Source organism: Bacillus mesophilus (genome assembly GCF_011008845.1).
GTDB lineage: Bacteria > Bacillota > Bacilli > Bacillales > SA4 > Bacillus_BS > Bacillus_BS mesophilus.
In genome coordinates this window covers 48,480-75,161 of record NZ_JAAIWM010000009.1, presented here as the reverse complement: position 1 = coordinate 75,161, position 26,682 = coordinate 48,480, and the positions used below count along the sequence as shown (strand labels likewise).

At 35.9% G+C, this 26,682-nt stretch carries 26 protein-coding genes; 15 read left to right on the top strand and 11 right to left on the bottom strand.

The genetic code is table 11. From position 1 onward, the window contains the following. Nucleotides 1-118: 118 nt before the first annotated feature. Nucleotides 119-1,105: a Gfo/Idh/MocA family protein gene (locus G4D63_RS18960; RefSeq protein ID WP_163181624.1), complete on the bottom strand. Its 987-nt coding sequence runs from the start codon at nucleotides 1,103-1,105 to the stop codon at nucleotides 119-121. Nucleotides 1,106-1,443: 338 nt separating this feature from the next. On the opposite strand from G4D63_RS18960, the gene G4D63_RS18955 reads away from it, so the two are divergent. Beyond that, a complete protein-coding gene (locus G4D63_RS18955; RefSeq protein ID WP_163181622.1) occupies nucleotides 1,444-2,856 on the top strand; it encodes an MATE family efflux transporter in 1,413 nt (470 codons plus the stop codon). A gap of 144 nt (nucleotides 2,857-3,000) precedes the next feature. Continuing rightward, a complete protein-coding gene (locus tag G4D63_RS18950; RefSeq protein WP_163181620.1) occupies nucleotides 3,001-3,198 on the top strand; it encodes a hypothetical protein in 198 nt (65 codons plus the stop codon). A gap of 63 nt (nucleotides 3,199-3,261) precedes the next feature. Here the strand turns inward: G4D63_RS18950 and G4D63_RS18945 are convergent, their stop codons facing one another. Both G4D63_RS18945 and G4D63_RS18940 read right to left on the bottom strand, forming a co-directional pair. Continuing rightward, nucleotides 3,262-3,753 carry a fasciclin domain-containing protein gene (locus G4D63_RS18945; RefSeq protein ID WP_163181618.1) on the bottom strand — a complete coding sequence of 164 codons (492 nt, stop codon included), beginning with the start codon at nucleotides 3,751-3,753 and terminating at the stop codon, nucleotides 3,262-3,264. 271 nt (nucleotides 3,754-4,024) lie between these two features. Then, nucleotides 4,025-4,816, bottom strand: a complete 792-nt coding sequence (locus G4D63_RS18940; protein ID WP_163181616.1) for an HAD family hydrolase — start codon at nucleotides 4,814-4,816, stop codon at nucleotides 4,025-4,027. 676 nt (nucleotides 4,817-5,492) lie between these two features. Between G4D63_RS18940 and G4D63_RS18935 the strand changes: the two genes are divergently transcribed. Continuing rightward, nucleotides 5,493-6,380 carry a R2-like ligand-binding oxidase gene (locus G4D63_RS18935; protein ID WP_163181614.1) on the top strand — a complete coding sequence of 296 codons (888 nt, stop codon included), beginning with the start codon at nucleotides 5,493-5,495 and terminating at the stop codon, nucleotides 6,378-6,380. Nucleotides 6,381-6,503: 123 nt separating this feature from the next. Next, nucleotides 6,504-7,025, top strand: a complete 522-nt coding sequence (locus tag G4D63_RS18930; RefSeq protein WP_163181612.1) for a hypothetical protein — start codon at nucleotides 6,504-6,506, stop codon at nucleotides 7,023-7,025. Between the two features lie 39 nt (nucleotides 7,026-7,064). Here the strand turns inward: G4D63_RS18930 and G4D63_RS18925 are convergent, their stop codons facing one another. The 5 genes from G4D63_RS18925 to G4D63_RS18905 all read right to left on the bottom strand — a co-directional run bounded on the left by G4D63_RS18925 (nucleotide 7,065) and on the right by G4D63_RS18905 (nucleotide 13,709). Further along, nucleotides 7,065-8,681 carry a Na/Pi cotransporter family protein gene (locus G4D63_RS18925; RefSeq protein ID WP_420837833.1) on the bottom strand — a complete coding sequence of 539 codons (1,617 nt, stop codon included), beginning with the start codon at nucleotides 8,679-8,681 and terminating at the stop codon, nucleotides 7,065-7,067. Nucleotides 8,682-9,081: 400 nt separating this feature from the next. After that, nucleotides 9,082-10,743, bottom strand: coding sequence for a b(o/a)3-type cytochrome-c oxidase subunit 1 (locus tag G4D63_RS18920; RefSeq protein WP_163181609.1), 1,662 nt, complete (start codon nucleotides 10,741-10,743; stop codon nucleotides 9,082-9,084). Continuing rightward, nucleotides 10,740-11,213: a cytochrome c oxidase subunit II gene (locus G4D63_RS18915; RefSeq protein ID WP_163181607.1), complete on the bottom strand. Its 474-nt coding sequence runs from the start codon at nucleotides 11,211-11,213 to the stop codon at nucleotides 10,740-10,742. The genes G4D63_RS18920 and G4D63_RS18915 overlap by 4 nt, the downstream gene beginning before the upstream one ends. 22 nt (nucleotides 11,214-11,235) lie before the next feature. Continuing rightward, nucleotides 11,236-11,364: a cytochrome C oxidase subunit II gene (locus G4D63_RS18910; protein ID WP_163181605.1), complete on the bottom strand. Its 129-nt coding sequence runs from the start codon at nucleotides 11,362-11,364 to the stop codon at nucleotides 11,236-11,238. A 644-nt stretch (nucleotides 11,365-12,008) separates the two neighbouring features. Beyond that, the gene (locus G4D63_RS18905) at nucleotides 12,009-13,709 is read right to left on the bottom strand and encodes a methyl-accepting chemotaxis protein (RefSeq protein ID WP_163181604.1); all 1,701 of its coding nucleotides are present in this window, start codon (nucleotides 13,707-13,709) and stop codon (nucleotides 12,009-12,011) included. A gap of 271 nt (nucleotides 13,710-13,980) precedes the next feature. Between G4D63_RS18905 and G4D63_RS18900 the strand changes: the two genes are divergently transcribed. From G4D63_RS18900 to G4D63_RS18885, 4 genes are read left to right on the top strand one after another with little or no spacing between them, the layout of a single operon-like run. Next, the gene (locus G4D63_RS18900) at nucleotides 13,981-14,652 is read left to right on the top strand and encodes a sensor histidine kinase (protein WP_163181602.1); all 672 of its coding nucleotides are present in this window, start codon (nucleotides 13,981-13,983) and stop codon (nucleotides 14,650-14,652) included. After that, nucleotides 14,627-15,283, top strand: coding sequence for a response regulator (locus G4D63_RS18895; RefSeq protein WP_163181600.1), 657 nt, complete (start codon nucleotides 14,627-14,629; stop codon nucleotides 15,281-15,283). Before G4D63_RS18900 ends, G4D63_RS18895 begins: the two co-directional genes overlap by 26 nt. 46 nt (nucleotides 15,284-15,329) lie before the next feature. After that, nucleotides 15,330-15,797 carry a GAF domain-containing protein gene (locus G4D63_RS18890; protein WP_163181598.1) on the top strand — a complete coding sequence of 156 codons (468 nt, stop codon included), beginning with the start codon at nucleotides 15,330-15,332 and terminating at the stop codon, nucleotides 15,795-15,797. After that, on the top strand, nucleotides 15,781-16,854 hold the full coding sequence (locus G4D63_RS18885; protein ID WP_239585853.1) for a PAS domain-containing sensor histidine kinase: 1,074 nt from the start codon (nucleotides 15,781-15,783) through the stop codon (nucleotides 16,852-16,854). The genes G4D63_RS18890 and G4D63_RS18885 overlap by 17 nt, the downstream gene beginning before the upstream one ends. 55 nt (nucleotides 16,855-16,909) lie before the next feature. On the opposite strand, the gene mobA is transcribed toward G4D63_RS18885, so the two are convergent. Continuing rightward, nucleotides 16,910-17,509, bottom strand: coding sequence for a molybdenum cofactor guanylyltransferase (gene mobA, locus G4D63_RS18880; protein ID WP_163181595.1), 600 nt, complete (start codon nucleotides 17,507-17,509; stop codon nucleotides 16,910-16,912). A 227-nt stretch (nucleotides 17,510-17,736) separates the two neighbouring features. Between mobA and G4D63_RS18875 the strand changes: the two genes are divergently transcribed. From G4D63_RS18875 to G4D63_RS18865, 3 genes are all read left to right on the top strand, one after another. Continuing rightward, nucleotides 17,737-18,459 carry a Crp/Fnr family transcriptional regulator gene (locus G4D63_RS18875; protein WP_239585852.1) on the top strand — a complete coding sequence of 241 codons (723 nt, stop codon included), beginning with the start codon at nucleotides 17,737-17,739 and terminating at the stop codon, nucleotides 18,457-18,459. 313 nt (nucleotides 18,460-18,772) lie between these two features. After that, nucleotides 18,773-20,245 (top strand): sensor domain-containing diguanylate cyclase, encoded by a 1,473-nt coding sequence (locus G4D63_RS18870; protein WP_163181593.1) that lies wholly within the window; start codon nucleotides 18,773-18,775, stop codon nucleotides 20,243-20,245. A gap of 167 nt (nucleotides 20,246-20,412) precedes the next feature. Next, the gene (locus G4D63_RS18865) at nucleotides 20,413-20,859 is read left to right on the top strand and encodes a MarR family winged helix-turn-helix transcriptional regulator (RefSeq protein WP_163181591.1); all 447 of its coding nucleotides are present in this window, start codon (nucleotides 20,413-20,415) and stop codon (nucleotides 20,857-20,859) included. Between the two features lie 66 nt (nucleotides 20,860-20,925). Here the strand turns inward: G4D63_RS18865 and G4D63_RS18860 are convergent, their stop codons facing one another. Then, on the bottom strand, nucleotides 20,926-22,401 hold the full coding sequence (locus tag G4D63_RS18860) for a gluconokinase (RefSeq protein ID WP_163181589.1): 1,476 nt from the start codon (nucleotides 22,399-22,401) through the stop codon (nucleotides 20,926-20,928). A 546-nt stretch (nucleotides 22,402-22,947) separates the two neighbouring features. On the opposite strand from G4D63_RS18860, the gene G4D63_RS18855 reads away from it, so the two are divergent. From G4D63_RS18855 to G4D63_RS18845, 3 genes are read left to right on the top strand one after another with little or no spacing between them, the layout of a single operon-like run. Then, nucleotides 22,948-23,073, top strand: coding sequence for an FbpB family small basic protein (locus G4D63_RS18855; protein ID WP_163181587.1), 126 nt, complete (start codon nucleotides 22,948-22,950; stop codon nucleotides 23,071-23,073). 11 nt (nucleotides 23,074-23,084) lie between these two features. Continuing rightward, the gene (locus G4D63_RS18850) at nucleotides 23,085-23,480 is read left to right on the top strand and encodes a sporulation protein (protein WP_338023887.1); all 396 of its coding nucleotides are present in this window, start codon (nucleotides 23,085-23,087) and stop codon (nucleotides 23,478-23,480) included. 58 nt (nucleotides 23,481-23,538) lie between these two features. Then, nucleotides 23,539-24,330, top strand: a complete 792-nt coding sequence (locus tag G4D63_RS18845; RefSeq protein ID WP_163181584.1) for a TerC family protein — start codon at nucleotides 23,539-23,541, stop codon at nucleotides 24,328-24,330. A gap of 105 nt (nucleotides 24,331-24,435) precedes the next feature. On the opposite strand, the gene G4D63_RS18840 is transcribed toward G4D63_RS18845, so the two are convergent. Then, a complete protein-coding gene (locus G4D63_RS18840; protein WP_163181582.1) occupies nucleotides 24,436-25,734 on the bottom strand; it encodes a diguanylate cyclase domain-containing protein in 1,299 nt (432 codons plus the stop codon). 307 nt (nucleotides 25,735-26,041) lie between these two features. On the opposite strand from G4D63_RS18840, the gene G4D63_RS18835 reads away from it, so the two are divergent. After that, the gene (locus tag G4D63_RS18835; protein WP_163181580.1) at nucleotides 26,042-26,611 is read left to right on the top strand and encodes a LysM peptidoglycan-binding domain-containing protein; all 570 of its coding nucleotides are present in this window, start codon (nucleotides 26,042-26,044) and stop codon (nucleotides 26,609-26,611) included. Nucleotides 26,612-26,682: the final 71 nt, after the last annotated feature.

Below are 26,682 nucleotides of genomic sequence, written 5' to 3'. Positions count from 1 at the left end.
TGTTTTTATATCTTGCCCATAATTTAGAAAAACCATAATAAAATGAAGGAGACTCGTACTCTCTTCGTTTTACTATGGTTAATATGTTTATACCATCATAATTTCTATTACACTAGATTCATGATCCGAGTACCTCAATTGTTTTTAATCCATCAATACCAGTTACCGGTGGTGGTGTGTTGTTAATGATGGAGTGAATAAATGTGTCTATACTGTTAGTAGCATAGCTTTTAAGTTCAGTTTGAGTAAATATAAGAGGATTTTCTGCTCCCTTACGAATAACAAGGCAGTTTTCTGTGTCAGGATCAATTTCCATCGTACCGAACTCACAGTAAAGGTTCGTCTTATTATTTACTCCATTTTTATAGGTCCAGCTAAACGCTCCAGTTCCAATTGCCCCTTTTGCAGTTCTCATGATGCAAACCATGTTATCGGCCACATCAATTGGTGTACCATCTGTTTTCTTTTTTTCTAACGTTGCTTCAAAACTTTTGAAATCAATAATCTCGTCATCAAGTAAAAAGCGAAGTAAATCAATTTTATGTACACCTAAATCGCCACCAACACCAAGACCAGATCGGTTTTTATCAAAAAACCAGGTAGCACTTCCTTTGGTTGCTGCCCAGAATTCAGGACCAGGATGACTAAACGTGGTTTGAAAAGTTAATACCTTTCCGAGTATGTTACTTAGCAACAACTCCTTAGCTTTTTGATGCGATGCAAGGAACCGTTGATTATGATTTACCATTAGGATGTTTCCTGATTCCTCCTGAACTTTAATGAGTTCCTTTGCTTGCTCTACTCCAATTGCTAAAGGTTTTTCACATAAAACATGCTTACCATGCTTTAAGGCAGAGGTGGAGATAATATGATGAGTCTCGTTTGAGGAACAATCGCTAATTGCATCAATATCAGGGGATTCAGTAATTTCCTGATAGGAGGAAACCGCTTTTCCACCATATTTTGCGACTAGCTGTTCAGCGCGCTCAGGATTTCGATCATAAAACGCAACAAGCTCTACATTAGGGTGATTGTGATAATAAGGAGCATGATAACTTTTGGTGATGGAGCCACAACCAATAATTCCAACTCTTACCTTCTTCATTTTTCTTGCCTCCAGTGAGTTTTACTAGTATTATCTACTAATTGTAAGAAATTCTCTGATGCGTTCTTTTCTAATTTAAAACGATTCCTCATTTCGGGGGTAAATTGAAATTTATAAGCATTGCTTCAGAACTAAACACGACTTATAATGTGTATATATGATTAATATTCTGGGTGAAGTCCTTTTAAGGTGACTTTCAGAAACCGGTTTCCTTACTTAAGTATAATTGTCTAGCCTAATAAAGACAATGATCCTTTTAATCAAACAATTTTTATTCAAATTTTTTCTCCGAGGGAGTTAATTCTTCCTCGGATTTCTAATGGAAAAGGGTGAACAGCATGGAAATTAAAAACAACAAAAAGATCATCACAAAGCCATTAACATTGTTTGCATTAACTTGGCCAATTTTTATAGAGTTATTTCTACACATGTTAATGGGAAGTACGGACACGTTTATGCTTTCACATGTATCAGATGATGCTGTAGCAGCGGTAGGAGTAGCAAATCAACTAGTTTTCTTTACGATTTTATTATTTGGCTTTGTTGCAACTGGTACAGCCGTATTAGTTTCACAATATCTTGGAGCTAAAAAGATTCTTGAGGCGAAAAATGCTTCAGCAATCTCAATTACTCTTAATCTGATTTTTGGGATCTTGGTTAGTGTAGCAGTTGTTGTTTTTAGAGAGGATTTTTTAAATCTTTTCGAACTAACTGAAGAGATTAAAGGTTATGCTAGTCAGTATTTGTTAATTGTCGGAGGAACTATATTTACTCAAGCATTATTAATTACGCTTGCTTCCATTCTTAGAGCCAATGGCTTCACAAAGGATGCAATGTTCGTTTCCATTATCATGAATGTCATCAATGTGGTTGGTAATGCGCTTCTAATCTACGGATTCTTTGGTTTACCAGAGATGGGTGTTCAAGGTATTGCCATTGCAACAGCGGTAAGCAGGGCTGTCGCGTTACTATTAATGTTCCGACTAATCTATAAGCTATTACCGATTTCGATCGCCTTTAAAGATTATTTGAATTTTGATATTAAGCAAATTAAAAAGATTTTAAATATTGGAGTACCTGCAGCCGGAGAACAAGCAATCTATAATACTAGTCAAATTGCCATTACAGCTATTATTGCCATAATTGGAGCAGAGGCACTTACGACTCGTGTCTATGCCTTTAATATTATGTCATTCATCTTATTATTTGGTTTAGCGATGGGACAGGGAACTCAAATCCTAATTGGACATAAAGTTGGTGCAAGGGATTTTGATGGTGCCTATAATCAGCTATTGAAGAGTTTAAAATCTAGTATCATCATAACGATTCTTATTGCCGTTTTGGTTGCCATTTTTAGAGAACATCTTATATCAATCTTTACGGACAATCAAGTGATTATCCAAGTGGGAGGTTCTTTATTGCTTCTAAGCTTAATCCTGGAGCCTGGTAGAACCTTTAATCTTGTTGTAATCAACTCACTTCGTGCTACAGGAGATGCTCGTTTTCCAGTACTGATGGCCTTTATCTCAATGTGGGGCATTAGTGTACCATTATCTTACTTCTTAGGGATCACGTTAGGACTCGGTCTAGCAGGGGTATGGATTTCCTTTATTGTTGATGAGTGGTTAAGAGGAATTATCATGTATTTTAGGTGGAAGAGTCGAGTTTGGGAGAAAAAGATACTGGTATCTAATGATGACCAAAATCAGTTTGATGATAAAAAAGGCGATTTAGTTGGTGTCGATGTATAGATATAAATAAATCATCAAGCTGACATGAACAAGAGACCTAATCACTTGCTGATTAGGTCTCTTGTTTCTTTTATGGTTTATTGTAATAATAAAATCTGTCACGGTTTGAATCATGGCCAAAATTTATCACATGAGGTTAAAAGTATGAAGTTATTTAAACTAAAAAGACGGTTTAAGGAATATAAAAGAGGATCACAGTTTTACTTGGTTAGTGAATCAGAATTTATTGGAGTTAAAGAGTATGTACTCAGAACAACAGATTTAAAAGAAAGACTATCCATTAGTGAAAAAGAACTTGAGAATTTTTCTTTTATTAAGGATGTCATGAAAATTGACATTTAGATTTAATATAGTAAATAAAAAAGACTGAATTCCCTTAAGAATTCAGTCTTATCCTGCAGTATCCTAAGGAAGTAATACTTCATCAATGACATGAATAACTCCATTAGAAGCCTCTATGTCTGCCTTTACAACATTTGCATCATTTGCTTTAACAGGATCAAGTGAAATTTTAACTGTTTTCTTGGCCAACGTTTCCGGTGTCATACCATCTTTAAGGTCAGTTGACAGAACTTTACCTGATAAGACATGATACAGAAGAATTTCCTTTAAATCATCTCTTTTTAATAATTCATCTGATGTAATGTCCAATTTCTTTAATAATTTTTTAAAAGCCTCATCTGTCGGTGCGAAAACTGTAAATGGACCAGCACCTTTCAAAGTGTCGACCAACCCAGCCTTCTCCAGAGCAGCTGCTAAGATCGTAAAGTCTCCAGCTTCTACCGCTGTCTCAACGATATCCTTTTTACTAGAAGTATCCTCTGCTGCAAACACTCCATTTGTGGCTGATAACATCAGCACAAACATCAATAAAACTAACGTAAATCTTTTCTTCATCATTCAACCTCCTAAACTTTTGTTGTAAACGTATTTTGTTATGTAAGAGGAGTCTGCCAAATTCTTTGAATATCATCCTCTATGGTTTACACAAAGTTAGTATTCTTTTAAGTGATTTTTTTATCCTACCAGAGTAATTATTTTTTGATTTCGTTACAATATTCTCGTACTTTGGATAAATAAAAAAGTAGCACTCCTGAACTTACAAGAACGCTACGATCATCGTTTACTAATTGAAAAGAATTGAGCTATCAGATTGAAGATGAATGAATTATTTAACTAGACCTAATGATTTAAGACCATTAAAAATCCCGTCATGTTTTACATCAGTTGTTTGATGCTTTGCGTGCTTAAAAAGGTCTGGATGACCATTTCCCATCGCAAATCCTTCACCAACTGTCATCAACATTTCTTTATCGTTCATTCCATCTCCAAATGCTATTGAGCTTTCAGGAGGTAGGCCTAAACGTTCTAAAACAGCTTTTACCGCCACACCTTTATTAACATGATCTCTAATGACATCTAAACAGTCCGTTAAACCTGCTACATTGACAACTGTTAAATGGATATCCTTAAAATGATCCTGATAATGAGCCCCAGCCTGATCTTGATCGGTAATAATGGTAATACCTAGAACCTTATCATCAATAGAAGGTTCATATATAGCATTCAGTTTCAAATGGAAGGTTTCAATAAATTGTTGGACAACGTCATTGTCAAAAGTAGTAAATACATTCTGTTCATGTGTATATAAAACAAGTTGATGTTCATTCTGATTAGCAATGTCTAAAAATTGATAAATCTGTTCAGGAGGCATGGTTTCCTTAAAAACCTCTTGCCTTTCGTAGATCGCATAAGCTCCATTATAGGCTATAAAAGATGTGATGTTTAATTCTTTACCAAGCTCTTTTATTTCGTGAAGTGGACGGCCTGTTGCTAAAAACACTTCAATATCCTGATCTTGTAATTGCTGAATCGCACTCTTTGTGGAATCCTGAATCGTATGATCAGGTTGTAAAATCGTTCCATCTATATCTAAGAAGACAATTTTGTAGGATGGCATATAAAACACCTTTCTAGATTTAATTTCGCTTGTTTCGTGATATAGACATTTTAGCAGAAGTAGGAATGGAAGAATACCTTTCAAGCTTATAACTCAAAACAGAGAGTAACTTTTATATCTTTTTAAATTACATAAACGGAATACCTCATCTAATATATTATTGGTTTAAAACTACTGTAGTATAAAAATAATGAGTGAGCATTTAAACAAACGTTTAATTAAACTTATTAAAAAGTATTGTTCTACTCATATTTTTTAAGCTTCTTTTAAAATTAACATTTAATAGGAAAGTGAAATTATTTTTCTAAAATAGTAATTTAATGAGAAACAAAGTAAGAAACTGCTTGTCTTCCGGTTAGTCACGGTATACTAGTTAAGGTTAAGGGGGGATGGATGGGACCATACATTAGGAAGGAATCATTCAGAAACCGATTAACACTCTTTTATTATGGGTGGGTGATTGTGCTAATGGGTGCCTTAGGTGTACTTTTTTTCAGGACTAGGTATATTCAAATGCAAGGAATTGTGAAGATTCGACATTCCACCCCCCGACATTTTCAGTACTATTTTTCTATGAGTCTTTCCCTATAATAAAATGAAAGCCCTTACATATTTATCCAACTATCCTATCCCTCTAAAGAATAGGGCTTATTACAGTTTAGGGAGGCTAATTTATATGGAAAAAAGAACAATCCTAACTACTAGTAGCAGAGGACTTTTAGAGGATACATTACCGTTTCGATTATTTCAAAAAGCAAAGCGGTTTGGAGTATGGGATCCAGCAGATATAGACCTAACTCAGGATCAAAAGGATTGGGCTGCATTTAATCCAGAACAAAAAGAGGCGATTCTAAGACTAATTTCTCAATTTCAAGCTGGAGAAGAAGCTGTAACGAGAGATCTATTGCCTTTAATGATGGTAATTGCAAAGGAAGGGCGTCTTGAGGAAGAAATGTATTTAACTACCTTTTTATTCGAAGAAGCCAAACATACAGAGTTCTTTCGACTTGTCCTCAATGCAATTGGTGAACATGGAGATTTAACAAGGTACCATTCACCAACGTATAACACGATATTTAATGAAATTCTTCCGACTGCTATGGAACGATTAGAGACCGACCATTCTGCTGAAGCGTTAGCTGAGGCATCAACTGTTTATAATATGTTTGTGGAAGGGGTGCTAGCTGAAACAGGCTATTATTCTTTTTATCAATCATTAGAAAAAGCTGGAGCAATGCCAGGCTTATTGCAGGGAATTGGTTTATTAAAGAGGGATGAAGGGCGTCATATTGCGTATGGAACTTTCCTTTTACAACGGTTAATTAGTGAGCAACCGCATATTTTTGACTTGGTTGCTAGTAAGATGGAGCAGTTAACACCACTTGCTATTAAACTTAACCAAGAAGGAATGATGGAGGATTCCCCATTTGAAGTGGACTTTGAAGAGACGATGAACTTCACTATGAAACAGCTATCTGTTCGGATGGAAATCCTAGCTAGATCAAAAGGTAAGAGAATGGAAGAAATCTATAAACAAACAGAGAGTGAGTTTGGCATCGTTTAATGAAAGCGCGGTACGACTAGCTTGACCCCTTAAATAATGTAAGTTTCGTTATCATATTCTGAACCTTTCCCCATATAAATAAAAGGGTATTTAATCTGTATGATTTTTATGGGGGTGTTTTTCATGTTATTTACAAAGAGGAAACAATATGAGATGTCCTTAAAACGAAGAGCTGATGATGTGGAGAGTCGAAATGATCAGCTAGAAAAGAAGATAGATCATCTACAATACAATCTAAATCGATTATTAGAGCTTGATTATAAAATCATAGCGATCGAGAAGGATAAATTAGGCGATCCCGTCATTGTTTATAGGGAGAGAGACGAATCATCTCAGAATGTGTACGTAAAGAATTGTGAGACAAAGCTAGAAGAAGAATGGGATTTTGCGGCAATTGCCACTTACAATGAAGGTGAAAATCTTCTTCGTCTAGAATCGATCAATGGGAATGCGATTAACCAAGGATATGGCTCTGTTTGTTTAACGTACTTACAAGAGATTGCACATACGCTACGTGTAAAGAAAATTGTTACAAAGGTTAGTGAACCTGAATCAGAAGAAAGAATAGAACATTTCTTTAAAAAGCATGACTTTATTATGGATTCAACGAAGAGCTATGCAGAATGGGTTCGCCCCTATAGATAAAACAACAGGTCAACCTTTGGTTGACCTGTTTGCTTACTATTAATTTTGATGTCTTAATCCGAGTACGCCTTCAGCTAGGTTTACAGCGTGATCACCGATTCTTTCTAAGTTACTCACGATGTCAACAAATATGATTCCTGCATCACCTGAACAGCGTCCTTCATTAAGTCTAAGAATATGACCTTTTCTTAACACGCGTTCCATTTTATCGATTTTTTCCTCGTTTGACAAAACGCCCTTTGCTAGTTCAGTATCAAGAGTGTCGATAGATTTTATAGCATCATTTAGCGTTGATAAAGTTAAACTTGCCATTTCATTTAGCTCACTAATAGCATTTTCCGATAACGAAACACGATTCGATATACGATAATCAATCAACTCTACAATGTTCTCCATATGGTCACCAACACGCTCTAAGTCTCTTACATAATCAAGAAGTGTTGCGTGATATCCAGTTTCCTCAGGTGTTAAAGGCTTAGCTGAAATATCAACTAAGTAGCTAGTGATTTTACGATCTAAGCTGTTTAATGCTTCTTCAATTTGAATGGCCATATCTGAATGCTTCTTTTGGTTCGTATTCAAATATTGGAAAGTCTCCTCCAACCCTTTACCTGCTAAGTCAGCCATTCTTACAATCTCTTTTGATGCTTGTCCTAGAGCGATTGAAGGTGATTTTTCGATAAACATCGGATCTAGGTTTTGTGGCTTATAATCTATAGTTGTATCATCACCGCGAACAATCTTAGTCACTAATAATGCAATCAGTGCAATAAATGGGAATTGAATAATGGTGTTTGAAACATTAAATATTCCATGTGCAAATGCAATCGTCATTTCTGGATTCAAATCTAACGCACCTTGTAGGTAGCTAATAAACTGTGTATATAATTTTATTATAATTAAGAAGATCACCGTACCTATAATATTAAACATAACGTGAACAGTAGCAGCTCTTCTCGCAGCTACAGACGTTCCGATCGACGCTAACACAGCTGTGATCGTCGTTCCAATATTATCACCAAATAATACAGGTAGAGCAGCTTGAAGCGTCATAGCACCTTCACCAAATAGCTCTTGTAGGATTCCGATAGTGGCACTAGAGCTTTGAACTAATACTGTAAAGGCAGTTCCAATGACAACCCCTAAAATTGGATTATCACTCATTGTTACTGTTAACTCTCTAAAGACCTCAAGTGAGCGTAAAGGTTTCATCCCATCACTCATGAATTCTAGACCTAAGAAAAGAGCACCGAACCCAAACATAACTTGTCCAAAGGATTGTGTCTTTTTCCCTTTTAGGAAGAAAAGTAGTGCAGCACCAACCCCCATAATAGGTAGGGCGTATTCTCCTACTTTAATACCAATAATAAATGCTGTAACAGTAGTACCGATATTTGCACCCATAATTACTCCAATGGCTTGACGGAACGTCATAAAACCAGCGTTTACAAGTCCAACTGTTAATGCAGTAGTTCCCGAGCTAGACTGGATGAGAATCGTAACTAAAATACCAGATAGTACTCCCATAAAAGGATTAGAAGTTGATTTCTCTAATATTTCTCTTAAGCGGTCACCAGCAGCGTTTTGTAATCCATCGCCCATGTACTTAATACCAAAAAGAAATATACCAAGTCCACCTATAAACTGAAAAAGCATGGTTTGAGTATTAATATCCAAAAGTTCCACTCCGATTCGACAAAATTTGATAACACCTATAGTATTGTAAATAATATGTGGAGCAAATGTAAACAATATTTACTTATTCTTTACATTAAATTTACATTTAGGATGAAAGTTAGATATTTGTTAATAGTATGGCCTTATCGTAAAGAGTATTGCGACTATATTAACGGTTAGCATTTTAATATGTAACTACTTGAAAACAACAGAATACAAAAAAACAAGAGCCAGAATGTTGGCCCTTGTTCTCCTATTATATTCTTGAAAGATGTTTTTAAACTTCTTCTTTCGAATCTCCAAGATCAACCGCAATCACAATTCCAATCGTACATACAATAATCAATGCAAACACTGCAGTAAACATTCTAATCATCTCCTACCAAGTTTTAAATCCTTTTGAACCAGGTGGTGCATTTTGAATCATTTCTGAAAGTGGGATATAGTAAGCAATCGCAATTAATACTAGTGCAACCCCAATCCATAGCCACCAGTTTTCTAAGAACTTTGGTGTATGTTCAATATCACTTTCAGCAATAGGAAATTCCGTTGCATCTAACTCATTCGTTGCCTTAGGTAAGATAAATAAGGCCTGAATCACAAAGAAGATCAGAAGCATTGCTGACAGAAATAGAATAGTTCCACCAACAGCCATTGTCACATGACTTGACATGAGTCCATTAAACCAATCGAGTGTAGAAGGGTGATCTTGATAGTTTGAGTAAGCCGTACGTCTTGGTGCGCCGAGTAATCCCAAAATGTGTTGAGATGTTGACATAAAGAACATCCCGATTGCCCATGTAATTACTTGAATGAAAGCAAGCTTTTCCATTGATTTTGTTAGCTTTCTACCTGTTAAGTAAGGGACTAGCCAGAACGTTAACCCGAAAAATGTCATGGCAACTGGAGTACCTACTGTGATATGAAAATGTCCAACAACCCATAATGTATTATGAACGACTTCATTAAGCTGGAAGCTAGCATTTATAATTCCACCAGCTCCTCCAGGAATAAAGAAGAACATCGCAACAAAGATTGAAGTGAAGCGAATGTCATGCCAAGGAAGCATTCTAAACCAACCGAAGAGTCCTTTAGCACCTTTTTGACGACCTGTTATTTCAAAAGTAGCGAACATTGAGAAAGCTGTCATTAAGGATGGAATGATGACCATAAACGTAAGCGATGTTTGTAGGAACTTCCAGAATGAGGAGATTCCTGGCTCAACCAGCTGATGGTGAAACCCAACTGGAATTGAGAATAAAATAAATAGTACGAAAGAAAGTCTTGCTAGTGAATCACTAAATACGCGACCACCGATGATTTTAGGAACAATTACATACCAAGCGATATATGCCGGTAATAACCAGAAATACACAAGTGGGTGTCCAAAATACCAAAATAATGAACGACTTAACTCAACATTAATCGTGTCTACCCAGCCAAAGGCTAATGGAATAAATTGAAATAGTACAGTTGCTACGACACCTAGACAAGCAATGATCCACAATATAATAGTAGAGATTGTCATAAAGGCGAATAAAGGACTAAGCTGACCAGGATGACTCTTTTTCCAAACTAGATAGTGGCCAACTAAAGCAAAGCTGCTAATCCATGTTCCGACTACAAATAAAGCTAACCCAACATAGTACCAGCCATTTGCATTTAGTGGTGCATAGAATGTGTATAGAACGGATGCTTCTCCAGCAACGATGAGTGCAATAGCTAGTAAGGTACCAGCTGTCATTACATAAAAGCCAACCCATGAAAATAGTTTTGTTTTAGGACCAAAAGCTCCAAGTGTCTTACTCATTCCTGCTTGGAAGAAACCGAAAATAAAGTATGTTGTAAAGACCAGTGCAAGAAGTACGCCATGAGCCGTTAGGATTTGATAATAATCCAGCCATGGTGGCAACTTGAGTGCATCGTTACGAATAAATACCTGTAACAATCCACAGAGAGTACCGATTAGAAAGGCGAAGTAAGCAACGAGTATATGAGTAAGTGCTAATTTTCGTTCTGATCTATGAATTAATGAGTTCATTCGTTAACCACCTCAATTGTTGTTGACATTAGATGATGTGCAGTACCACAGTATTCATTGCAGATCACCAGATAACTCCCAGGCTCAGTAAAGGTATGTTCCTTTGTGGTAATGTGACCTGGAACTACCATCATGTTCACATTTGTATCAATGATAGAAAAACTGTGTATGACATCCTTACTAGTAACCTTAAAAACAACTTTACTACCAACAGGAACTTTAATTTCCTTAGGTTCATAACCAAAAGCCATCGCAACAATAGCGGCTTCATACGTTCCGTCATCTAGTTTCCTTACACCTGGTTGGTCAAACGGTGGGGTTTCAGAAATCTTCTCAGGATCAATGGTGTCCATTCCTCCTGAAGGTTGATGATCATGTCCAAAAGCACCGACACCCACAACACTTAAAAATATAATTAAGGAACAGATTCCAAAAACGAGCCAAATCTTTTCATATTTATGAAAATGCATATTGATTCACCTTCTTCTTTCTTTATCGAGTTAGATGGAAAATATAGGCTGAAAACCATGAGATAAATATAAAAATTCCGATTGCAAAAACGCTTATAAGTGTCCCCTTTAAGTAGGGCTGCTCATTGCTTTGCCTTTGTTTGCTACTCATAGTGTCTACCTCCTTAGTTACTGATTACCTTGATTGTAAAGGAGGATGAATGAACACTCTGTGACTTTCATCACAGCTGAAAGTTTTTCTGTGAAAATGTGTCAAATTAACGTCCAAGCTAAATAAAAACCATGCTGGAGCGTTGTGCTCTAGCATGGTTGATCTAAACAACCACAGTTGTTGAAACTGTGGTCATTTTTTGAAATGTGTAGATACGCAATTATGTTTGGTTTTCACGCAATTACCTTACGAACTCACCCAATTAAGTAAGAGGTTACACAATAAGTACGTGGACTCACGCAATTATATGAAATTCCACGCAATTACCCTTAAAAGTCTATGTAAAACAACTAATTTAACCTAAGAAACTAAGAAAGGCTACCCTTGGGGCAGCCTTTCTTAGAGTAATAGGAAAGTAAATTTTGGATAATACTTTGTTTCAATGGTTTGTAGTAATCTAGCTCCAGCGCCCAGCCAAGATGAAATTGCGATGATCTTTGCAATTTCATCCTACCTCGGAAGAAAAAGGAAGTTCACTTTTTCCTAGGTCAAATAACCCTGGAAGAATAAAGGGAAGATCACCTTTTTTTCTTCCAGGAACATTTGCTTGTTGGGCCTAAACGGGACGCTTGCGCCTTTTGTCCTTATATCGTAAACTTCTGTACAATTCCTTTTAAATCATTAGAAAGCAATACAGTTTCTTGTGATCTACTTGAGATTTCTTCAAGGGAAGCGGTTGTTTCTTCTGCAGAAGCTGCAACTTCTTGTGAATTGGCTGCTATATTTTCAATAGAGTATACTAAACCTTCTATTCTAGAAACGGTTTGTTCTGAATACTGTGCTTCTTTTGTCGTAACCTCTGAGATATGATTAATATCTTTCACTGTATTAGCTACTTCTTTTAGAATATGTTCAAGAGCTATGCCCGTTTCATTCACAGCTAGTTCGCCTTGTTCTACGCTAGTTCTGCTTTCATTAATCGATTGTACAGCTTTTTCAATTCCTTTCGTAATCTGCAAGACTAGTTTTTCGACTGTCGATACTTCACGATTGGATTGCTCAGCAAGCTTTCTAACCTCATCTGCAACCACTGCGAAGCCTTTACCATGTTCACCTGCACGAGCAGCTTCAATGGATGCATTTAATGCTAGGAGATTGGTTTGACTGGCAATGCCATAGATGGTTTCCGTGATCTTTTTAATTTCTGAAGTAATGGTATTAAGTTGGTTAATCGATTGTTCTGTTTCTAGAGTTGCTGTTTTAATTCCTGACATTTTATTTGTGATCTCAATTACTTTACTTTTACCTTCACGAGCGGACTCTAATGTTTTATTAGACGTCTTCACACTCGCCTCCGCAATTTCCTTCGTGGATAGAATAGAATGGGCAAGGCTGCGTAAAGTATCAACAGCTACACTTGCTTCTTCCGTACCTTGTGCTGTGTCGATGGCAACTTCGCTCATACTGCTTGAAACCTGCTGAATCGCAGTATTCATTTCTTGTAAAGAAACGGAGGTCGTTTCTGTATTTTTAGTTAGTTGAAGAGTACTAGTCTTTAGTACTGTAATAATATCAACAAGATTAGCAGTCATTATATTTAACGTTTCTGCTAGATCTCCGACTTCATCCTTACTATTAACCTGAAGCTTGTCCACAGCTAAATTGCCTGAAGCCACTTCCTTTGCATGAAGAATGAGTTGAGAGATTGGTTGAGTTTTCTTTCTCAATAAATATATAGTTATAATAGAAGCTATTAGCATCGGAATAAGACCTAAAAGTAGTCCGCCACTTACTACATCCCAAGTCCGTGTTTGGACAATATCAGCATTAAAGTCAATAACACTGATTGCGATAATTTCTTTTGTAGGGTCCTGATCTTTATATATAGGAGCATATCCTGATAGACGTTTCATTCCACCATACTCATATGCTTGTGAATAGGTTGGATGCTTCATTTCTACTAGCATATCTATGGCTTCTTGATCAAACTTAAAGGTATCGCCAACCTTAAATCCGGATGCTTTCAAGTTATCATCTAGTGCAATAAGCGTTCCGTCTATTTTCATTATATACTGTGCTTCAAAAATATCCTTGTGTGCTGTAGTCCAATTCAGAGAACTACCCACCTTGTCACTCGTTTCAAGATCTCCCGCAAGCATTTGGTCAACATCTAAGGGATTAAGTAAGCCTGTCGTGATATAGGCACAACCATATGCTTCAATTCCAGCGGCATCATAAATCTTGTTATAGGCGGTAATGTATGTGGCAATGGACGTAATAAGAAGGGATGAAAATATAACACCAATAATAATTCGACCTAATTGAAAGGTTAATGTTCGTTTCATGTGCGATCTCCTTTTTCTAACATAGGGTAATAAAACTGACTAACTAAAGGATAATCTAGAAACCACCGACAAACTGTGATGTTTATCACAGTCGTGTCAAAAGAACTCGATTGCTTAAGAAATTTGTAAATCATTTCTTATTGTTTACATTCGTATTTTACATATAGGGGAAAACATCATGTGAAAATCGGTGTATTCCCTGATAACGTAAAAATGGAACTTACGATAAAGTTAAGGTTGAGATTTAAATATTTTTTAGGAGAGATGGCTCATGCCACTAAGTTCAAAAACTTTATCAGAAGTGATTCACTCATTTGAGAGAGAAAATAAACGAATTTCAAGTGAGTTACATGAAGGAATTGCCCAGACTCTATATAGTGTTTATACTGGCTTACAGATTATCGAAATGAAAAATAAAGATCAAGAAATTGGTCAACAAGTGAATCAACTGACACATTTGGTTGAACGATCTATTGCCGACCTAAGGTGGCTTGCTACGGATTTACATCCACCATCCATGGATGATTACGGTGTGTTTTCTGCACTTAAGGCTTATGTTACTATTTATATTAAAACGTTTGGTACGGAGGTCCTACTTCATTCAATAGGCACAGAGGTTAGATTTTCGGGTTTCAGTGAGAAGTTATTATTTAGAAGCTGTCAAGAAACGCTGAAGATAATAGGTAAGTGTTCAGAAACAGAAGAAATTACGATCATTTTTGATTGGGATGAAAGCAGTGTTAGAATTTCTTTTCATATAAAAGGGTTAAAAGAGTCAAGTATTGATTTGGATGTAGAGATGAAAAAAGTAAAAGCTAAGACATTACTGATACATGGAGATTTAGAAATAAGGAAAGTAAGCGAAATGGAAACGGTGTTAACCATTGATGTTCCATATCCAGTGGAGGTGAATGAGCTTGATCAAAATTCTATTAGTGGATGACCATGCAGTTGTAAGAACAGGCTTGAAAATGTTATTAAATTCGGTAGAGGATATGGAGGTTGTTGGTGAAGCAACTGAAGGAAATGAAGCCATCCAAAAGGCAGAGGAACTAAATCCTGATGTTATATTAATGGACCTTAGCATGCCTCATGGTAAGGATGGTTTATTAGCAACAGCTGAAATTAAACAAATGCTTCCAAGAATCAATATATTAATCTTAACAATGCATGATGATGAGGAGTATTTATTTAGAGCCATTAAAACAGGGGCGTCTGGCTGTATTTTAAAAAGTGCTCCACATGATGAACTGTTAAAAGCCATTAAAGTAGTGTACGAAGGTTCTGCTTATTTATATCCCTCTGCAACTAAAAAGCTGATGGAGGAGTATGTGGATAATTTAAGAAGTGGCGTTAACACTGACACCTATTCTCTTTTATCAGAACGAGAAAAAGAAGTGTTAACTCTTATTGCAAAAGGATTTTCGAATAAAGAAATTGCGGAGCAGTTAATTATTAGTGTCAAGACTGTAGAAACTCATAAAGCAAATGTGATGGAAAAGCTTAAGCTTAAAACTAGGCCGGAATTAGTTGAATATGCTGTGAAAAAGGGTCTGTTAAGCTATGGATTATAAGCTAGAGGGTGTCTTCTTAAAGATTGACAGAATAGAGTGATGGAAAATGACTGAATCCTATGTAAACAAACAGCTAACGAATGCGTGCCAGGAAATATATCAAGCTTTACATGTTGATTTTACTGGCATTGCTTGCTATGAAGGGACTAACAAGGAATTTCGTTGGAAATATGTAGCGGGCAATCGTAGTAGCAAATGGAAAAGAATGACGATTCGCTTTGGAAAAGGGATGGCTGGAAAGGTATATCAAACGGGTAGTCGGGTTGTTTACGACTCATCTATTGACGAGGCAATTGACTTTCCAATCGTCCTTGCTGAAAAGCTTGAACGTGCTATAGCCTTTCCGATTTTTTTAAAACAAGATGTCTGGGGTGTGCTCCTGTTAGGATTTAGGAAGCCCTATGATCTGTCAAAATTGAATCAAGAAGCGATAGTAGATTATATTAAGAAGCTGGAATTGATTGTGATTAATCATTCTGAGCATGGAGGCGAACAGCATGGAAAAAAGGTTTGACCTACATAATCCTCGCTCTTCGGAAATGAATCAGGAAGTAGGAAGTAAGGAGTTAAAGTCCGAATCAATCGATGAATTATCCGATTTGAAATTTGCACTGGATGTATCTGCCATCGTAGCTATCACAGATGCAAAAGGTGTGATTACATATGTTAATGACAAGTTTTGTGAGGTCTCAAAGTATCAACGCTCTGAGCTGCTAGGAAAAACACATAGATTGATTAATTCTGGTTACCATTCAAAAGAGTTCTTTAAACGTTTATGGGATACGATATTAAGTGGGCATGTATGGAAGGGTGAAATTAAAAACAAAGCCAAGAACGGTTTGTTTTATTGGGTAGATACCACTATTGTTCCTTTTTTAGATGGAGAAGGTAAACCATATCAATTTCTGTCCATCCGTTATGAGGTAACTGAAAGAAAAAGAGTAGAAGAAGAGCTTAAAAACATGATGACCAAAATGATCGGTTTACAAGAGGAAGAAAGAAAAAGGTTATCGAGGGAACTTCATGATGGGGTGGGACAAGACCTATATAGTCTACTGATAAGTATCAGTCGATTAAAAAATGAATTAGAACATCCTCTCTTAGATCAAATGCACGATGAGACTACACAGTTAATAGAAGAAATCAGGAATTTATCATGGGAACTGAGACCTTCTGTCCTTGATGATTTAGGACTTGTCCCGGCGACACGGTCGTTTATTAATCGGTTTTCAAGCCATTTTGGAATTTCCGTTGCATTTGACTGCACATTAAAGCAAAGACTGAGCTATGAGGTAGAAACAACCATCTATCGAATTATCCAGGAATCATTAACAAATATACGTAAATATGCTGATGTCAAAGAGGCATATGTTTCCATCATCGAGGATGGAGATGTAGTGAAAATGACTGTACAGGATGAAGGAAAAGGGTTTGACCTTAACCAAAGAAGAGGGATTGGACTATTCAGCATGGAAGAACGTTCCAAATCAATAGGTGCAAAATTAAAGATCGAAACTGAACCGAAGAAAGGAACATTGATTACGTTAAACATACAAATAAATCATAATTAGATCACTATACATAATAGGTTGGGCTGTTCTCTAATAAGAGAATAGCCCATCTTTTTTAAGTTAGATTACTTTCCGCTAGTTCCGAGATCTCCTGTTCACTTTTAATAGAATGTGCGAACGAAGGAGTTATACCTATACCTATAAATTCATCCTCTGTAACCCCAAGGTATGGAAGCGGACTCAGAAAGTCTAAGACATTGTCGTGGGACCAATCAAATTGCTGAAGCTGAGACAATAGTGTCTCATTATATATCCCGTGAAGCGGCTCCTCACCTACGTGATTTTTTAACATAACAGCTACAGAATCTGATTTCTCTAACTTAGAAAACATATACATGGCAGCCTTGCTTGAAATAAACGGCATCCCACATCCTACAACCCAATGGTAGGGATTCTTTGATAAAGAAAGTGCTGAAAACATTCCACCTAGTATACCTTTTCCCTTATGATAATCAGTTAAAATCCTGATATCAGTCGGAACGGATGATAAAAATGGCATAGGGGATGAGGTAATGATCATGATTTCAGAACAAATATTTTTCATTTCGTTTATCTGATAATCAATTACTCTCTCCTTTTTAAAAGGTAAAAATGACTTTAATGTTCCATTGATCTCATCTTTCTTTCCACCAGCTAAAATGACTCCTGTTAACATATGCCCACCTCCTTGAACTACCTTTATCATTTCCATTTTTGATCGCCTCTCTATGTCTCCACTATAAGACGAATAAAACACCCTGACTGTTAGATTCGTCACACTATGCTTATTTGTTATAAAAATAAGGATAAATATCGATGGTTTTGGGGGGATTCCCTGATTATTAGGATTATGTTTTATCCATATAATGAGAGTAAGAAAACCTTAGGAAAAGGTGATAAAAAATGAACAGTATGAATCTAACAAACAATCCTGATCATATTCAAAATACGCAAATATTTTCTGAAGAAAATTTTAATAGAATTAAAGACATCATGTATGACTATAAAGTATCAACTGGATCTAATCTCTTTTGGGAAGGAGATGCTTCTGACAAACTTTATTATGTCAAAAAAGGGATCGTTAAACTAACTAAAATGACTGATGATGGTAAGGATTTGTCTTTCTATTATTTTGGCCAGGGTGATATGTTTGGGGAGTTTGATACCTATATCAAAAGCACCTGTACGTTTAGTGCTGTTGCTGTAAATGATTGTGAAATAGGTGTGATTCAGCAGAGTGATCTAGAGGTACTTCTATGGAGAGATGGTAATTTTCCAGTTGAGTTTACGAGATGGATGGGCTTCATGCAGAGACTGATTCACGTAAAACTTCGTGATATATTGTTTTTTGGTAAAAATGGTGCCCTAGCTTCAACTCTGATTAGAATGTCGAATACATTTGGGAAAGAAGATGCAGGACATATTAGAATCACAGAAAAGTTTACAAATACAGATATCGGTTGTTTAATTGGTGCTACAAGAGAAACAGTAAACCGAATGATTTCCCAGCTTCGAAAGGATGAAATCATTGATATAGAAAACGGCTACCTTGTGATCTATGACTTAGAATATTTAAAAAGTATATGTCATTGTGAAGGCTGTCCTAAGGAAATTTGTAGATTATAAAAATTACCAATCTTCTCATCAAAATAATAGTTGAACATAAGAAGTAAATCATTCAAACTATAAAGTAGAAAAGAGTGCTTTTTAGTATTGTTAATAGATTGATGCTCAGATTAGATTAATTCTGAGCATTTTTGGACTGTACACGATTTATTTCACACATAAATTAGACTTCTAGAGTAGGATGATCATTAATACTATGCGATATAATCGAAAATTTAAACTTACAACTTTAATAACTAGCCTTGTGTCAGTCTCAGTGATTCTAACATTTATTACCCTATTATTTGTAACCCATCAATCGGAGAAGAGGTCTTTGGTCAATACATATTTAACCCTTAATGAGTCCAAGTCAGAAAAATTAAGTAAGTCGGTAGATTCATTATTTAAATCTATGAGAATGAGTTTACAACAAACATCGAATTTCCTAGCAAGTAATGAGGGAATGAGTGATGAAGAGATTCAAGAACATTTAGAGCTTTTAAGGGGTAATAGTAGATATTTTAATTCACTATCATGGGTGGATGAGACTGGATTAATTCGTAGTATAGCACCAATTAGTGTGGGGTTGAGAGGTGAAGTCATAAATGGAGTAACGAAAGATGTACTTGATTTGAAGAAACCCAACTTAACCACTCCTTATATTGCACCATCCGGGCGATTAATTGTATTAATGAGTGAACCCATCTATGATGATCAGGCTAAATACCGGGGAATGGTTGGAGGTACTATATATTTACAAGAGAAGAATGTGCTTAATGAGATACTCGGAAATGATTTAATAGATGATAATGGATCTTATTATTATGTAGTAGGACCAGAAGGGAAATTGCTTTTTCATCCTGACATAGATCGTGTAGGGGAGGATGTTTCAGCGAATCCAATGGTTCAAAAACTTTTATTAGGTGAGAGCGGGACACAACGGGTTACAAATACAAAAGGTACTGCTATGCTTGCAGCATATAGTTATGTTCCAGAAACTGGTTGGGGAGTTGTCCAGCAAACACCGGTCTCTTATATAGAGGTACTCTTGGATGATCATATTCAAACATTAATTCTATATGTAATGCCACCTTTTCTGATTTTATTAATGTTGTCTATACTACTTGCAAGAAAGCTCGCTAGACCGTTTAATCATTTATCAGAACTTGTTAATCAATTGGCGGCAGGTAAAGTAGTAGAAATTCCAGAAACACTTTCACACTGGAATAGGGAAGCGGATATCCTAACAAAGAGTGTGTTGATTGCGATAGAGTCTGTTCAAGAAAATAATCACAAACTAACTGAAGTAGCTATGACGGATTCTCTTACCAATTTACCGAATCAACGTAAATTTAACCAAGTGATGGAGAGTTGGATTTTAGAAAAGAAATTATTTTCACTCATCGTTTTAGATATCGATCATTTTAAGTTAGTGAATGATACGTACGGACATAAAGTAGGGGACGAAGTATTAAAAGAGTTTTCCGAAGTGGTTCAATCTACGATTAGAAAGACAGACCTGTTTTTCCGCTATGGAGGGGAAGAATTTGTACTATTACTCCCTGATATCAACTCAATCGAAGCACATCGTATAGCAGAAAAAATTCGAGTACTGTTTGAGAATAGAGTAAGTGTTACAGGTGATTATATTACCATCTCCATTGGGATCTCTGAGTTCCCATTACACTCAGCTTCATTTGATGAGTTGTTTATATTTGCAGATCGTGCCCTTTATCAATCGAAGGAAAATGGAAGGAATACTACGACCATTTGGAGCGAAGACCAAATGCCTGTTAAAAAAGAGTAGTATTTTAACTAAAATAGTAAATAAATAGATCACCGTAAAGTGCTTGGAGAAATCCAGGTGCTTTTTTATTGCCAAGGAAAGACCACTAACTCGATTACTTGAATTTTTCAAGTAGTTTATGTTAACTTTGAGGAAGTCTAATAACAATAACATGAGGAGAGAATTCAATGGAAAATTATAGATCAATTTTTCATGTGTTAACAAGGCGATTTGGTCTTTTAAATAAAAACTGTTGTACAGTCGGTGACGTAGAAATTTCAACGGTTCACAGTCATATTATTTATGAGATTGATCAAAATGATCAACCTTCTATGAATCAGATTGCGGAATCATTAGGAATTGATATGTCCACGTTTAGTAGACAAATTCAAGCATTAATTAGAATGGGGCTAGTAAATAAGACGCAGCATCACGAGGATAAACGTGCCTATATCTTATCACTCACAACAGAAGGAAAATTCGTGGCTACTAGTATAAGTACGGAAATGAATGTATATCTTGAAGAGGTTTTTAATGATTTAAATGAGTTCGAAAAAGAAATTGTAATCAAATCGATTAAAAGATTAAATGAAAGTATGGCAAAGTCAACGGTATGCTGTAAGCCGGTTTTTTAATGGTAAATTAATGGAATCTTAATAGAAAAAGGGAACCAATCTATGTTGATTTCCTTTTTCTATTATTTACTTCATATAAATTGAATGGGTCGTATGAGATAGCTCTTGATATAATTTAAATAAATCCATATAGATTTTGTGATGATCTGGATTTGGCATATAGTTCTCCTGCATAGGAATAGCTTGTTTAATGGAGGCCAGGTCTGTTACCTCTCCAATTGCAAACAATGCCATCCAAGCTGCTCCCCATGCAGAGCTTTGATGACTGATTGGCACTTGAACCTCTTGGTTAAACACGTCTGCTGTTATTTGAAGCCATAACGGAGACCTTCCAAATCCACCACTAGCTAGAAGTGTTGTGGGTTTTCCTGCTAACCTCTCTAAAGCTTGACCCACATGAAACACACTGTAAATGACTCCTTCTAAGCCTGCGCGTACGATGTGTTCTTTTTTATGACGTAACGAAAGTCCAAATAGACTTGCTCGTACATTCGCATTCCAGATTGGCGCTCTTTCCCCATTTAAATAGGGTAAAAACAATAATCCCTCTGCACCAGGCTCTGCCTTTTCCGCTACAGAAATCAGTTCCTCATATGTTTCTTTTATATCAAGCGTCTCCTTTAACCATTGCAGAACAATTCCTCCATTATTGGTTGGTCCACCAATGAGAGATAGAGACTCTGTAATTCCATAGCAGAATGTTTGTTGAAGGGAATCCGATTTTGGTTCTGTTACAATTTGTCTAATTGCTCCACTAGTGCCGATGGTGATGGCAACTTCACCAGGATTAATGGCTCCTAATCCGATGTTAGCTAACGGACCATCACTTGAACCTATGACAAAAGGTATATGGACAGGCAAACCAATTTGATCAGCGATTGTTTTGTCTAGGTCAACTAGTACTTCAGTTGGTGAAACGGGTTTAAATAACTGAGCCTCAGAAACACCTGCCAACTCTAACGCTTCTTTATTCCACTTTAAATGATGTAAATCTAACAATCCCGTTGCTGATGCAACAGCATAGTCTACACTTTGACACCCAAACCATCGATATAAGATAAATTCTTTAATTGAAACAAAGTAGCTTGCCTGTTGATAGGGAAGATAGTTATTTTCTTTCATCCAGATCAGTTTAACAAGAGGTGACATCGGATGAATAGGTGTGCCTGTTAAATCGTAAATATGGTTATGTTCTACTCTTAATCGATTAGCTTGTAATGACGCACGACCATCTGCCCAAGTAATAGAGGGTGACAGTGGTTCTCCGTTTTCTGCCATACAGATGAGTGAATGCATAGCAGTGGAAAGTCCGATGGCAAGGATGTTCTTCTCATCGATAGTAGGAAGCTGTATTAAGTTCCGGATAACAGTAATGGTAGCTGCTTCAATTTCTAGTGGATCTTGCTCAGCCCAGCCAGGGAAGGGGGTTGATAATGGATAAGCAATTTCCTGTTCTCCGATTACGCGCCCGCCCCTAGAAAAAGCAACTGCCTTCACACTAGTTGTCCCAATATCAAGCCCAATGATTATAGATTTTTCCATCATTCATCCTCTTTCATGAAGTCTTAATGTAATAATAAGTTTACCACTAGGATAGTACCCATTAAAGGTAAACAGTAGGTCTTACGTAATTTGTTGTCATGTGAAATATATCAGTAGTGCTTAAAGTGCAATGGAACGAGCATTTTCCCCAACAACAAAGGAGACAAGCCTATTTTTAAAAAGGATTAAAATTACAATTGACAGATTGATAGTAATAAATTATGATTACTTTAACAGCCGAATATATCATCTCCTAAGGGGAGTAGCTTTTATAGTAAAGTCGTCATTTCGGAGCAAAAGCTCTCGGCTTTATTAGCAACTTAATGTTGTTAGCAAGACCTTACCACATATAGGTAAAGGTCTATATTTATGTTTATTAAACCTTTACCAAACTTTGGTGAAGGTTTTTTTTGTGGGATAAATGATAACTGTTTCATAAGCTGTTTTGATAAACGAGGGCTTTTTTTGACAAAAAGGTAGTGAAATGGAACGGCAAATTAAGTAAAGTAATAACAATTTAATATAACAAGGAGAGAAGATAAAAAGATGAGAAAACCAAAAATAAATATCAATGAGCTTTTAAAAAAGAACAAAGAAGAGCTTTTAAAAGATAAAGTCCTGATTGAAAAAATTGAAAGACGTGTAGACGAAAAAATTATTAGCTTCAAATAATTTCTTTGGAGGTGGGAAGGTTGATACTAAGGAAATACATGTCTCTATTAGGGGTAGGCTCTGCAAGGATAGACCTAATCTTACCAAAGGAGACTTATCGTCCAGGAGATAACATTGTTGGATATTTTAAAATTGTAGGTGGGACAGTGGAACAACAGATTAACCGTATTGATAGTGATTTAGTCTTGATTGACAAGACTAAAGAAACTGAACAGGTAATCGATTCGACAACCATTCTCACCAAAAAGCTAATTAACTCAACGGAAGAAAATGAATTATCGTTTACTTTTAAATTACCGGTGGATGTCCCAGTTTCATCTGATGAGATATCATATCGTTTTCATACAAAACTAACATTTAATAAAGGAGTAGAGAGCAGGGATCAGGATATTATTAAGATTGTTTAAGAGATTATAAGATAAGACAATTTTGAGTTAGTTATTTATATAAAGGGGGATTTTTTTAGTGGAATTATCAATTTTATTTGAATATGGATGGGTATTATTACTGTTAATAGCAATTGAAGGATTATTAGCAGCTGATAACGCACTCGTTCTAGCGATCATGGTTAAGCATCTTCCAGAGGAGCAAAGAAAAAGAGCATTATTCTATGGACTTGCTGGTGCCTTTGTATTTCGTTTCGCTTCATTATTTGCGATCTCATTCCTTGTTGATGTATGGCAGGTTCAAGCATTAGGAGCACTTTATCTATTATTTATCGCATTAAATCATATATTCCGAAAGATTATAATCAAAAAGGCAGAAGAAAAATCTGGACTAGTAAAAGAGGAAAAGAAAAAGTCTGGATTCTGGATGACTGTTTTCAAAGTTGAGCTAGCTGATATTGCTTTTGCAGTAGATTCAATCCTAGCAGCAGTAGCATTAGCTGTTACTTTACCCAATACAAACCTTCCGAAAATAGGTGGATTAGATGGAGGTAAATTCCTCGTCATTTTTGCCGGTGGATTAATGGGATTAATCATCATGCGATTTGCCGCAAACTACTTTGTAACCTTACTTCATAAGAGACCAGGTTTAGAAATCGCTGCATTCGTTATTGTAGGATGGGTTGGAGTAAAGTTAGCTGTATTCACATTATCTCACCCAGATTTAGCGATTTTACCGGTTGGATTCGCGAAAACACCTGAATGGAAAATTACGTTCTATGTAGTCCTTGTCCTTATCGCGGTAGCAGGCTGGTTCCTATCAAAAGAGAAAAAAGTAGAAGAAGAAAACAAACCAGCAGTAGGACAGTAATTATTGGTTTGTAAAAGCAGTAGTACAAAATTTTAATAGAATGACAAAAACGCTATGATTTCTAATTAAGAAATTCATAGTGTTTTTGTATTGTATTGAATTCGTTTAAACCCTTGGATTTTCCCAAATTGTATAAGAGCCTTTTTGGTTTTCCTTTGTTTGATAAAGGGCAAAATCCGCTCTTTTAATTAAGTTTTCTGATGAAAGTTCCTCTCCATTATATAGAGCAATGCCTATAGAGGAATGAACATATACATGATCTTCTCCGATATGAACCGGGGAAGAAAGCTCTTTTTGAATTTTTTCTGTTATCATGATTGCCGCTTCAGTTGAGCTAGGTGCTGCTAGAATAACAATAAATTCATCACCACTTATGCGGCAAACTTTATCGGATTCACGGACTGATTTTTTCAATTTTATAGAAAATTCCTTTAAAACGTGATCGCCTGCAGAGTGGCCTAGAGAATCGTTAATCTGCTTGAAATTATCAATATCTACATACATTAATGCCATAGCTTGGTTACTGCTTTTTGAAAGAGTCATTTCTTCTTTCAGCAGTTCAGTAAATTGATAGCGATTTGGCAAACCAGTTAACGTATCATGAAAGGCAAGGTATTTTAATTCTTCCTCGTATTTTTTTCGATCACTGATGTCTCTAGACACAACCATCGTTTTCCGCTCTTGGTTATCTAGCACATATGAAGCTTTTACTTCCATCCAAACATAATCACCGTTTTCCTTTAAATACCGGACTTCTGTTTTGAATGGTACTTCAGTAGTTTGTAGCTGATGAAGGTGTTCAATAAATTGAGGCACATCATCTCTGAACAAACATTCTGCTATATATTTGTTTATATAATTTGATGGTGCAAAATTAAGAAGTGACTGGACCGAAGGAGAAATATACGAGATGACTCCATACTCATCTAATACCTGAATGAGATCTGAAGTATTCTCCGCTATAAATCTATATTTCTTTTCATTTTCGGCTAATAACCTTTGGGCTTCTACTTGCTTTGTCACGTCTTTATACATGCCAACAATTAATAATAAATCGTTATTTTCATCTAAAACTGGACAGTAGGAAGAAACGATTTCAATTAATCTACCATCCTTTGTTACTCTTTGGGTTTCAAAATAATGAAGTCTTTCTCCTTTGCGCATCTTATCTAAAAAGGGCTTCTGTTGTTTAATTAAATGATCAGGAATAAAAGGAGGAATAGGAGCATTAAATAACTCCTGTCCTGAATATCCTAGTAAACTTTCAAATGACGGGTTTGCTTTTAATATTGCACCATTTGGAGCAATAAGAAAAATGGCATCATTTGTATTATTCCAGATTAATTCAAGTTCATATTTTGAAGTGAAATATTCAGGAAAGAGTGTTTTAGTAGTTGGAATCATTTTGAATGCCTCCGGTGTTAAACGTTTTCATAAAGTAAATAACTTACATATATTACTATAATAATCTATATATTTAAATTTAGATATACTCCTGATGGGTATATGGGATTATAATATTGGGATTAAATTTAATAGATTCGTCTATAGTTGTTCTGCCATAACCTGTGACTGAATTTATGGTAGATAAATATCTCTAAAGTGGCAATAAAATCTAGTACTTAAATCAAATCTAGTAATTTATTGTTTAGACTCTAGTAGGACGGGTAGGAATATATTGTACGTTACTTTAAAAGGAGGAGATTAAAAGATGAGAAAAATTTCGAAGATTTTAGTACCGACTTTTGTATTAGGGTTAATCTTAGGAGGTTTTGGATTAGCGGCGAATGCATCAACAGTAACCGTACAACCCAATGATACATTTTGGGGAATAGCACAGGAGCATGATGTTACTGTTGATGAATTAAAAGAATGGAATAGTGAGTTAGATCCGACTGCGATTCCGGTAGGCACTGAGGTAGTTATTAGTAAAGGTGAGTCTTCTGATAATCGAGTTGTGACACATGTCGTACAACCAGGAAACACTTTATCAGAAATTGCCCAAGTTTATGATGGTGTAACATTAGACCGTTTATATGATCTTAATGAGGGAATTGACCCGTTAACATTAGCAATAGGTTCAGAAGTTATTGTTGTACATGAAAGTAATTCAACTACGGGGCATGATGTAGTCTACCATACAGTTCAGCCTGGTAATACATTCTATGAAATTGCTAGTGTTTATGATGGTGTTTCAGTAGATGAAATCATAACAGCGAATCCTAATGTTGATCCTTATTTCTTACAAGTTGGCTCAGAAATCACAATACCATTAAAATAATTAATTAAGTCTCAAGGAAAATGGTTACCACTATCTAGTTAATATGTAGTCCTTCATCACTGTGATGAAGG

What these genes read in the sequence shown, in the direction of transcription:
- G4D63_RS18885 (WP_239585853.1), top strand. Translation starts at nt 15,781, where the DNA reads ATGGAAAAAAGGTTTGACCTACATAATCCTCGCTCTTCGGAAATGAAT.
- G4D63_RS18955 (WP_163181622.1), top strand. Translation starts at nt 1,444, where the DNA reads ATGGAAATTAAAAACAACAAAAAGATCATCACAAAGCCATTAACATTG.
- G4D63_RS18865 (WP_163181591.1), top strand. Translation starts at nt 20,413, where the DNA reads ATGGAAAATTATAGATCAATTTTTCATGTGTTAACAAGGCGATTTGGT.
- G4D63_RS18905 (WP_163181604.1), bottom strand. Translation starts at nt 13,709, where the DNA reads ATGAAACGAACATTAACCTTTCAATTAGGTCGAATTATTATTGGTGTT.
- G4D63_RS18860 (WP_163181589.1), bottom strand. Translation starts at nt 22,401, where the DNA reads ATGGAAAAATCTATAATCATTGGGCTTGATATTGGGACAACTAGTGTG.
- G4D63_RS18875 (WP_239585852.1), top strand. Translation starts at nt 17,737, where the DNA reads ATGAACAGTATGAATCTAACAAACAATCCTGATCATATTCAAAATACG.
- G4D63_RS18910 (WP_163181605.1), bottom strand. Translation starts at nt 11,364, where the DNA reads ATGAGTAGCAAACAAAGGCAAAGCAATGAGCAGCCCTACTTAAAGGGG.
- G4D63_RS18950 (WP_163181620.1), top strand. Translation starts at nt 3,001, where the DNA reads ATGAAGTTATTTAAACTAAAAAGACGGTTTAAGGAATATAAAAGAGGA.
- G4D63_RS18925 (WP_420837833.1), bottom strand. Translation starts at nt 8,681, where the DNA reads ATGCTTTTTCAGTTTATAGGTGGACTTGGTATATTTCTTTTTGGTATT.
- G4D63_RS18890 (WP_163181598.1), top strand. Translation starts at nt 15,330, where the DNA reads ATGACTGAATCCTATGTAAACAAACAGCTAACGAATGCGTGCCAGGAA.
- G4D63_RS18840 (WP_163181582.1), bottom strand. Translation starts at nt 25,734, where the DNA reads ATGATTCCAACTACTAAAACACTCTTTCCTGAATATTTCACTTCAAAA.
- G4D63_RS18935 (WP_163181614.1), top strand. Translation starts at nt 5,493, where the DNA reads ATGGAAAAAAGAACAATCCTAACTACTAGTAGCAGAGGACTTTTAGAG.
- G4D63_RS18940 (WP_163181616.1), bottom strand. Translation starts at nt 4,816, where the DNA reads ATGCCATCCTACAAAATTGTCTTCTTAGATATAGATGGAACGATTTTA.
- mobA (WP_163181595.1), bottom strand. Translation starts at nt 17,509, where the DNA reads ATGTTAACAGGAGTCATTTTAGCTGGTGGAAAGAAAGATGAGATCAAT.
- G4D63_RS18915 (WP_163181607.1), bottom strand. Translation starts at nt 11,213, where the DNA reads ATGCATTTTCATAAATATGAAAAGATTTGGCTCGTTTTTGGAATCTGT.
- G4D63_RS18945 (WP_163181618.1), bottom strand. Translation starts at nt 3,753, where the DNA reads ATGAAGAAAAGATTTACGTTAGTTTTATTGATGTTTGTGCTGATGTTA.
- G4D63_RS18930 (WP_163181612.1), top strand. Translation starts at nt 6,504, where the DNA reads ATGTTATTTACAAAGAGGAAACAATATGAGATGTCCTTAAAACGAAGA.
- G4D63_RS18900 (WP_163181602.1), top strand. Translation starts at nt 13,981, where the DNA reads ATGCCACTAAGTTCAAAAACTTTATCAGAAGTGATTCACTCATTTGAG.
- G4D63_RS18835 (WP_163181580.1), top strand. Translation starts at nt 26,042, where the DNA reads ATGAGAAAAATTTCGAAGATTTTAGTACCGACTTTTGTATTAGGGTTA.
- G4D63_RS18855 (WP_163181587.1), top strand. Translation starts at nt 22,948, where the DNA reads ATGAGAAAACCAAAAATAAATATCAATGAGCTTTTAAAAAAGAACAAA.
- G4D63_RS18920 (WP_163181609.1), bottom strand. Translation starts at nt 10,743, where the DNA reads ATGAACTCATTAATTCATAGATCAGAACGAAAATTAGCACTTACTCAT.
- G4D63_RS18960 (WP_163181624.1), bottom strand. Translation starts at nt 1,105, where the DNA reads ATGAAGAAGGTAAGAGTTGGAATTATTGGTTGTGGCTCCATCACCAAA.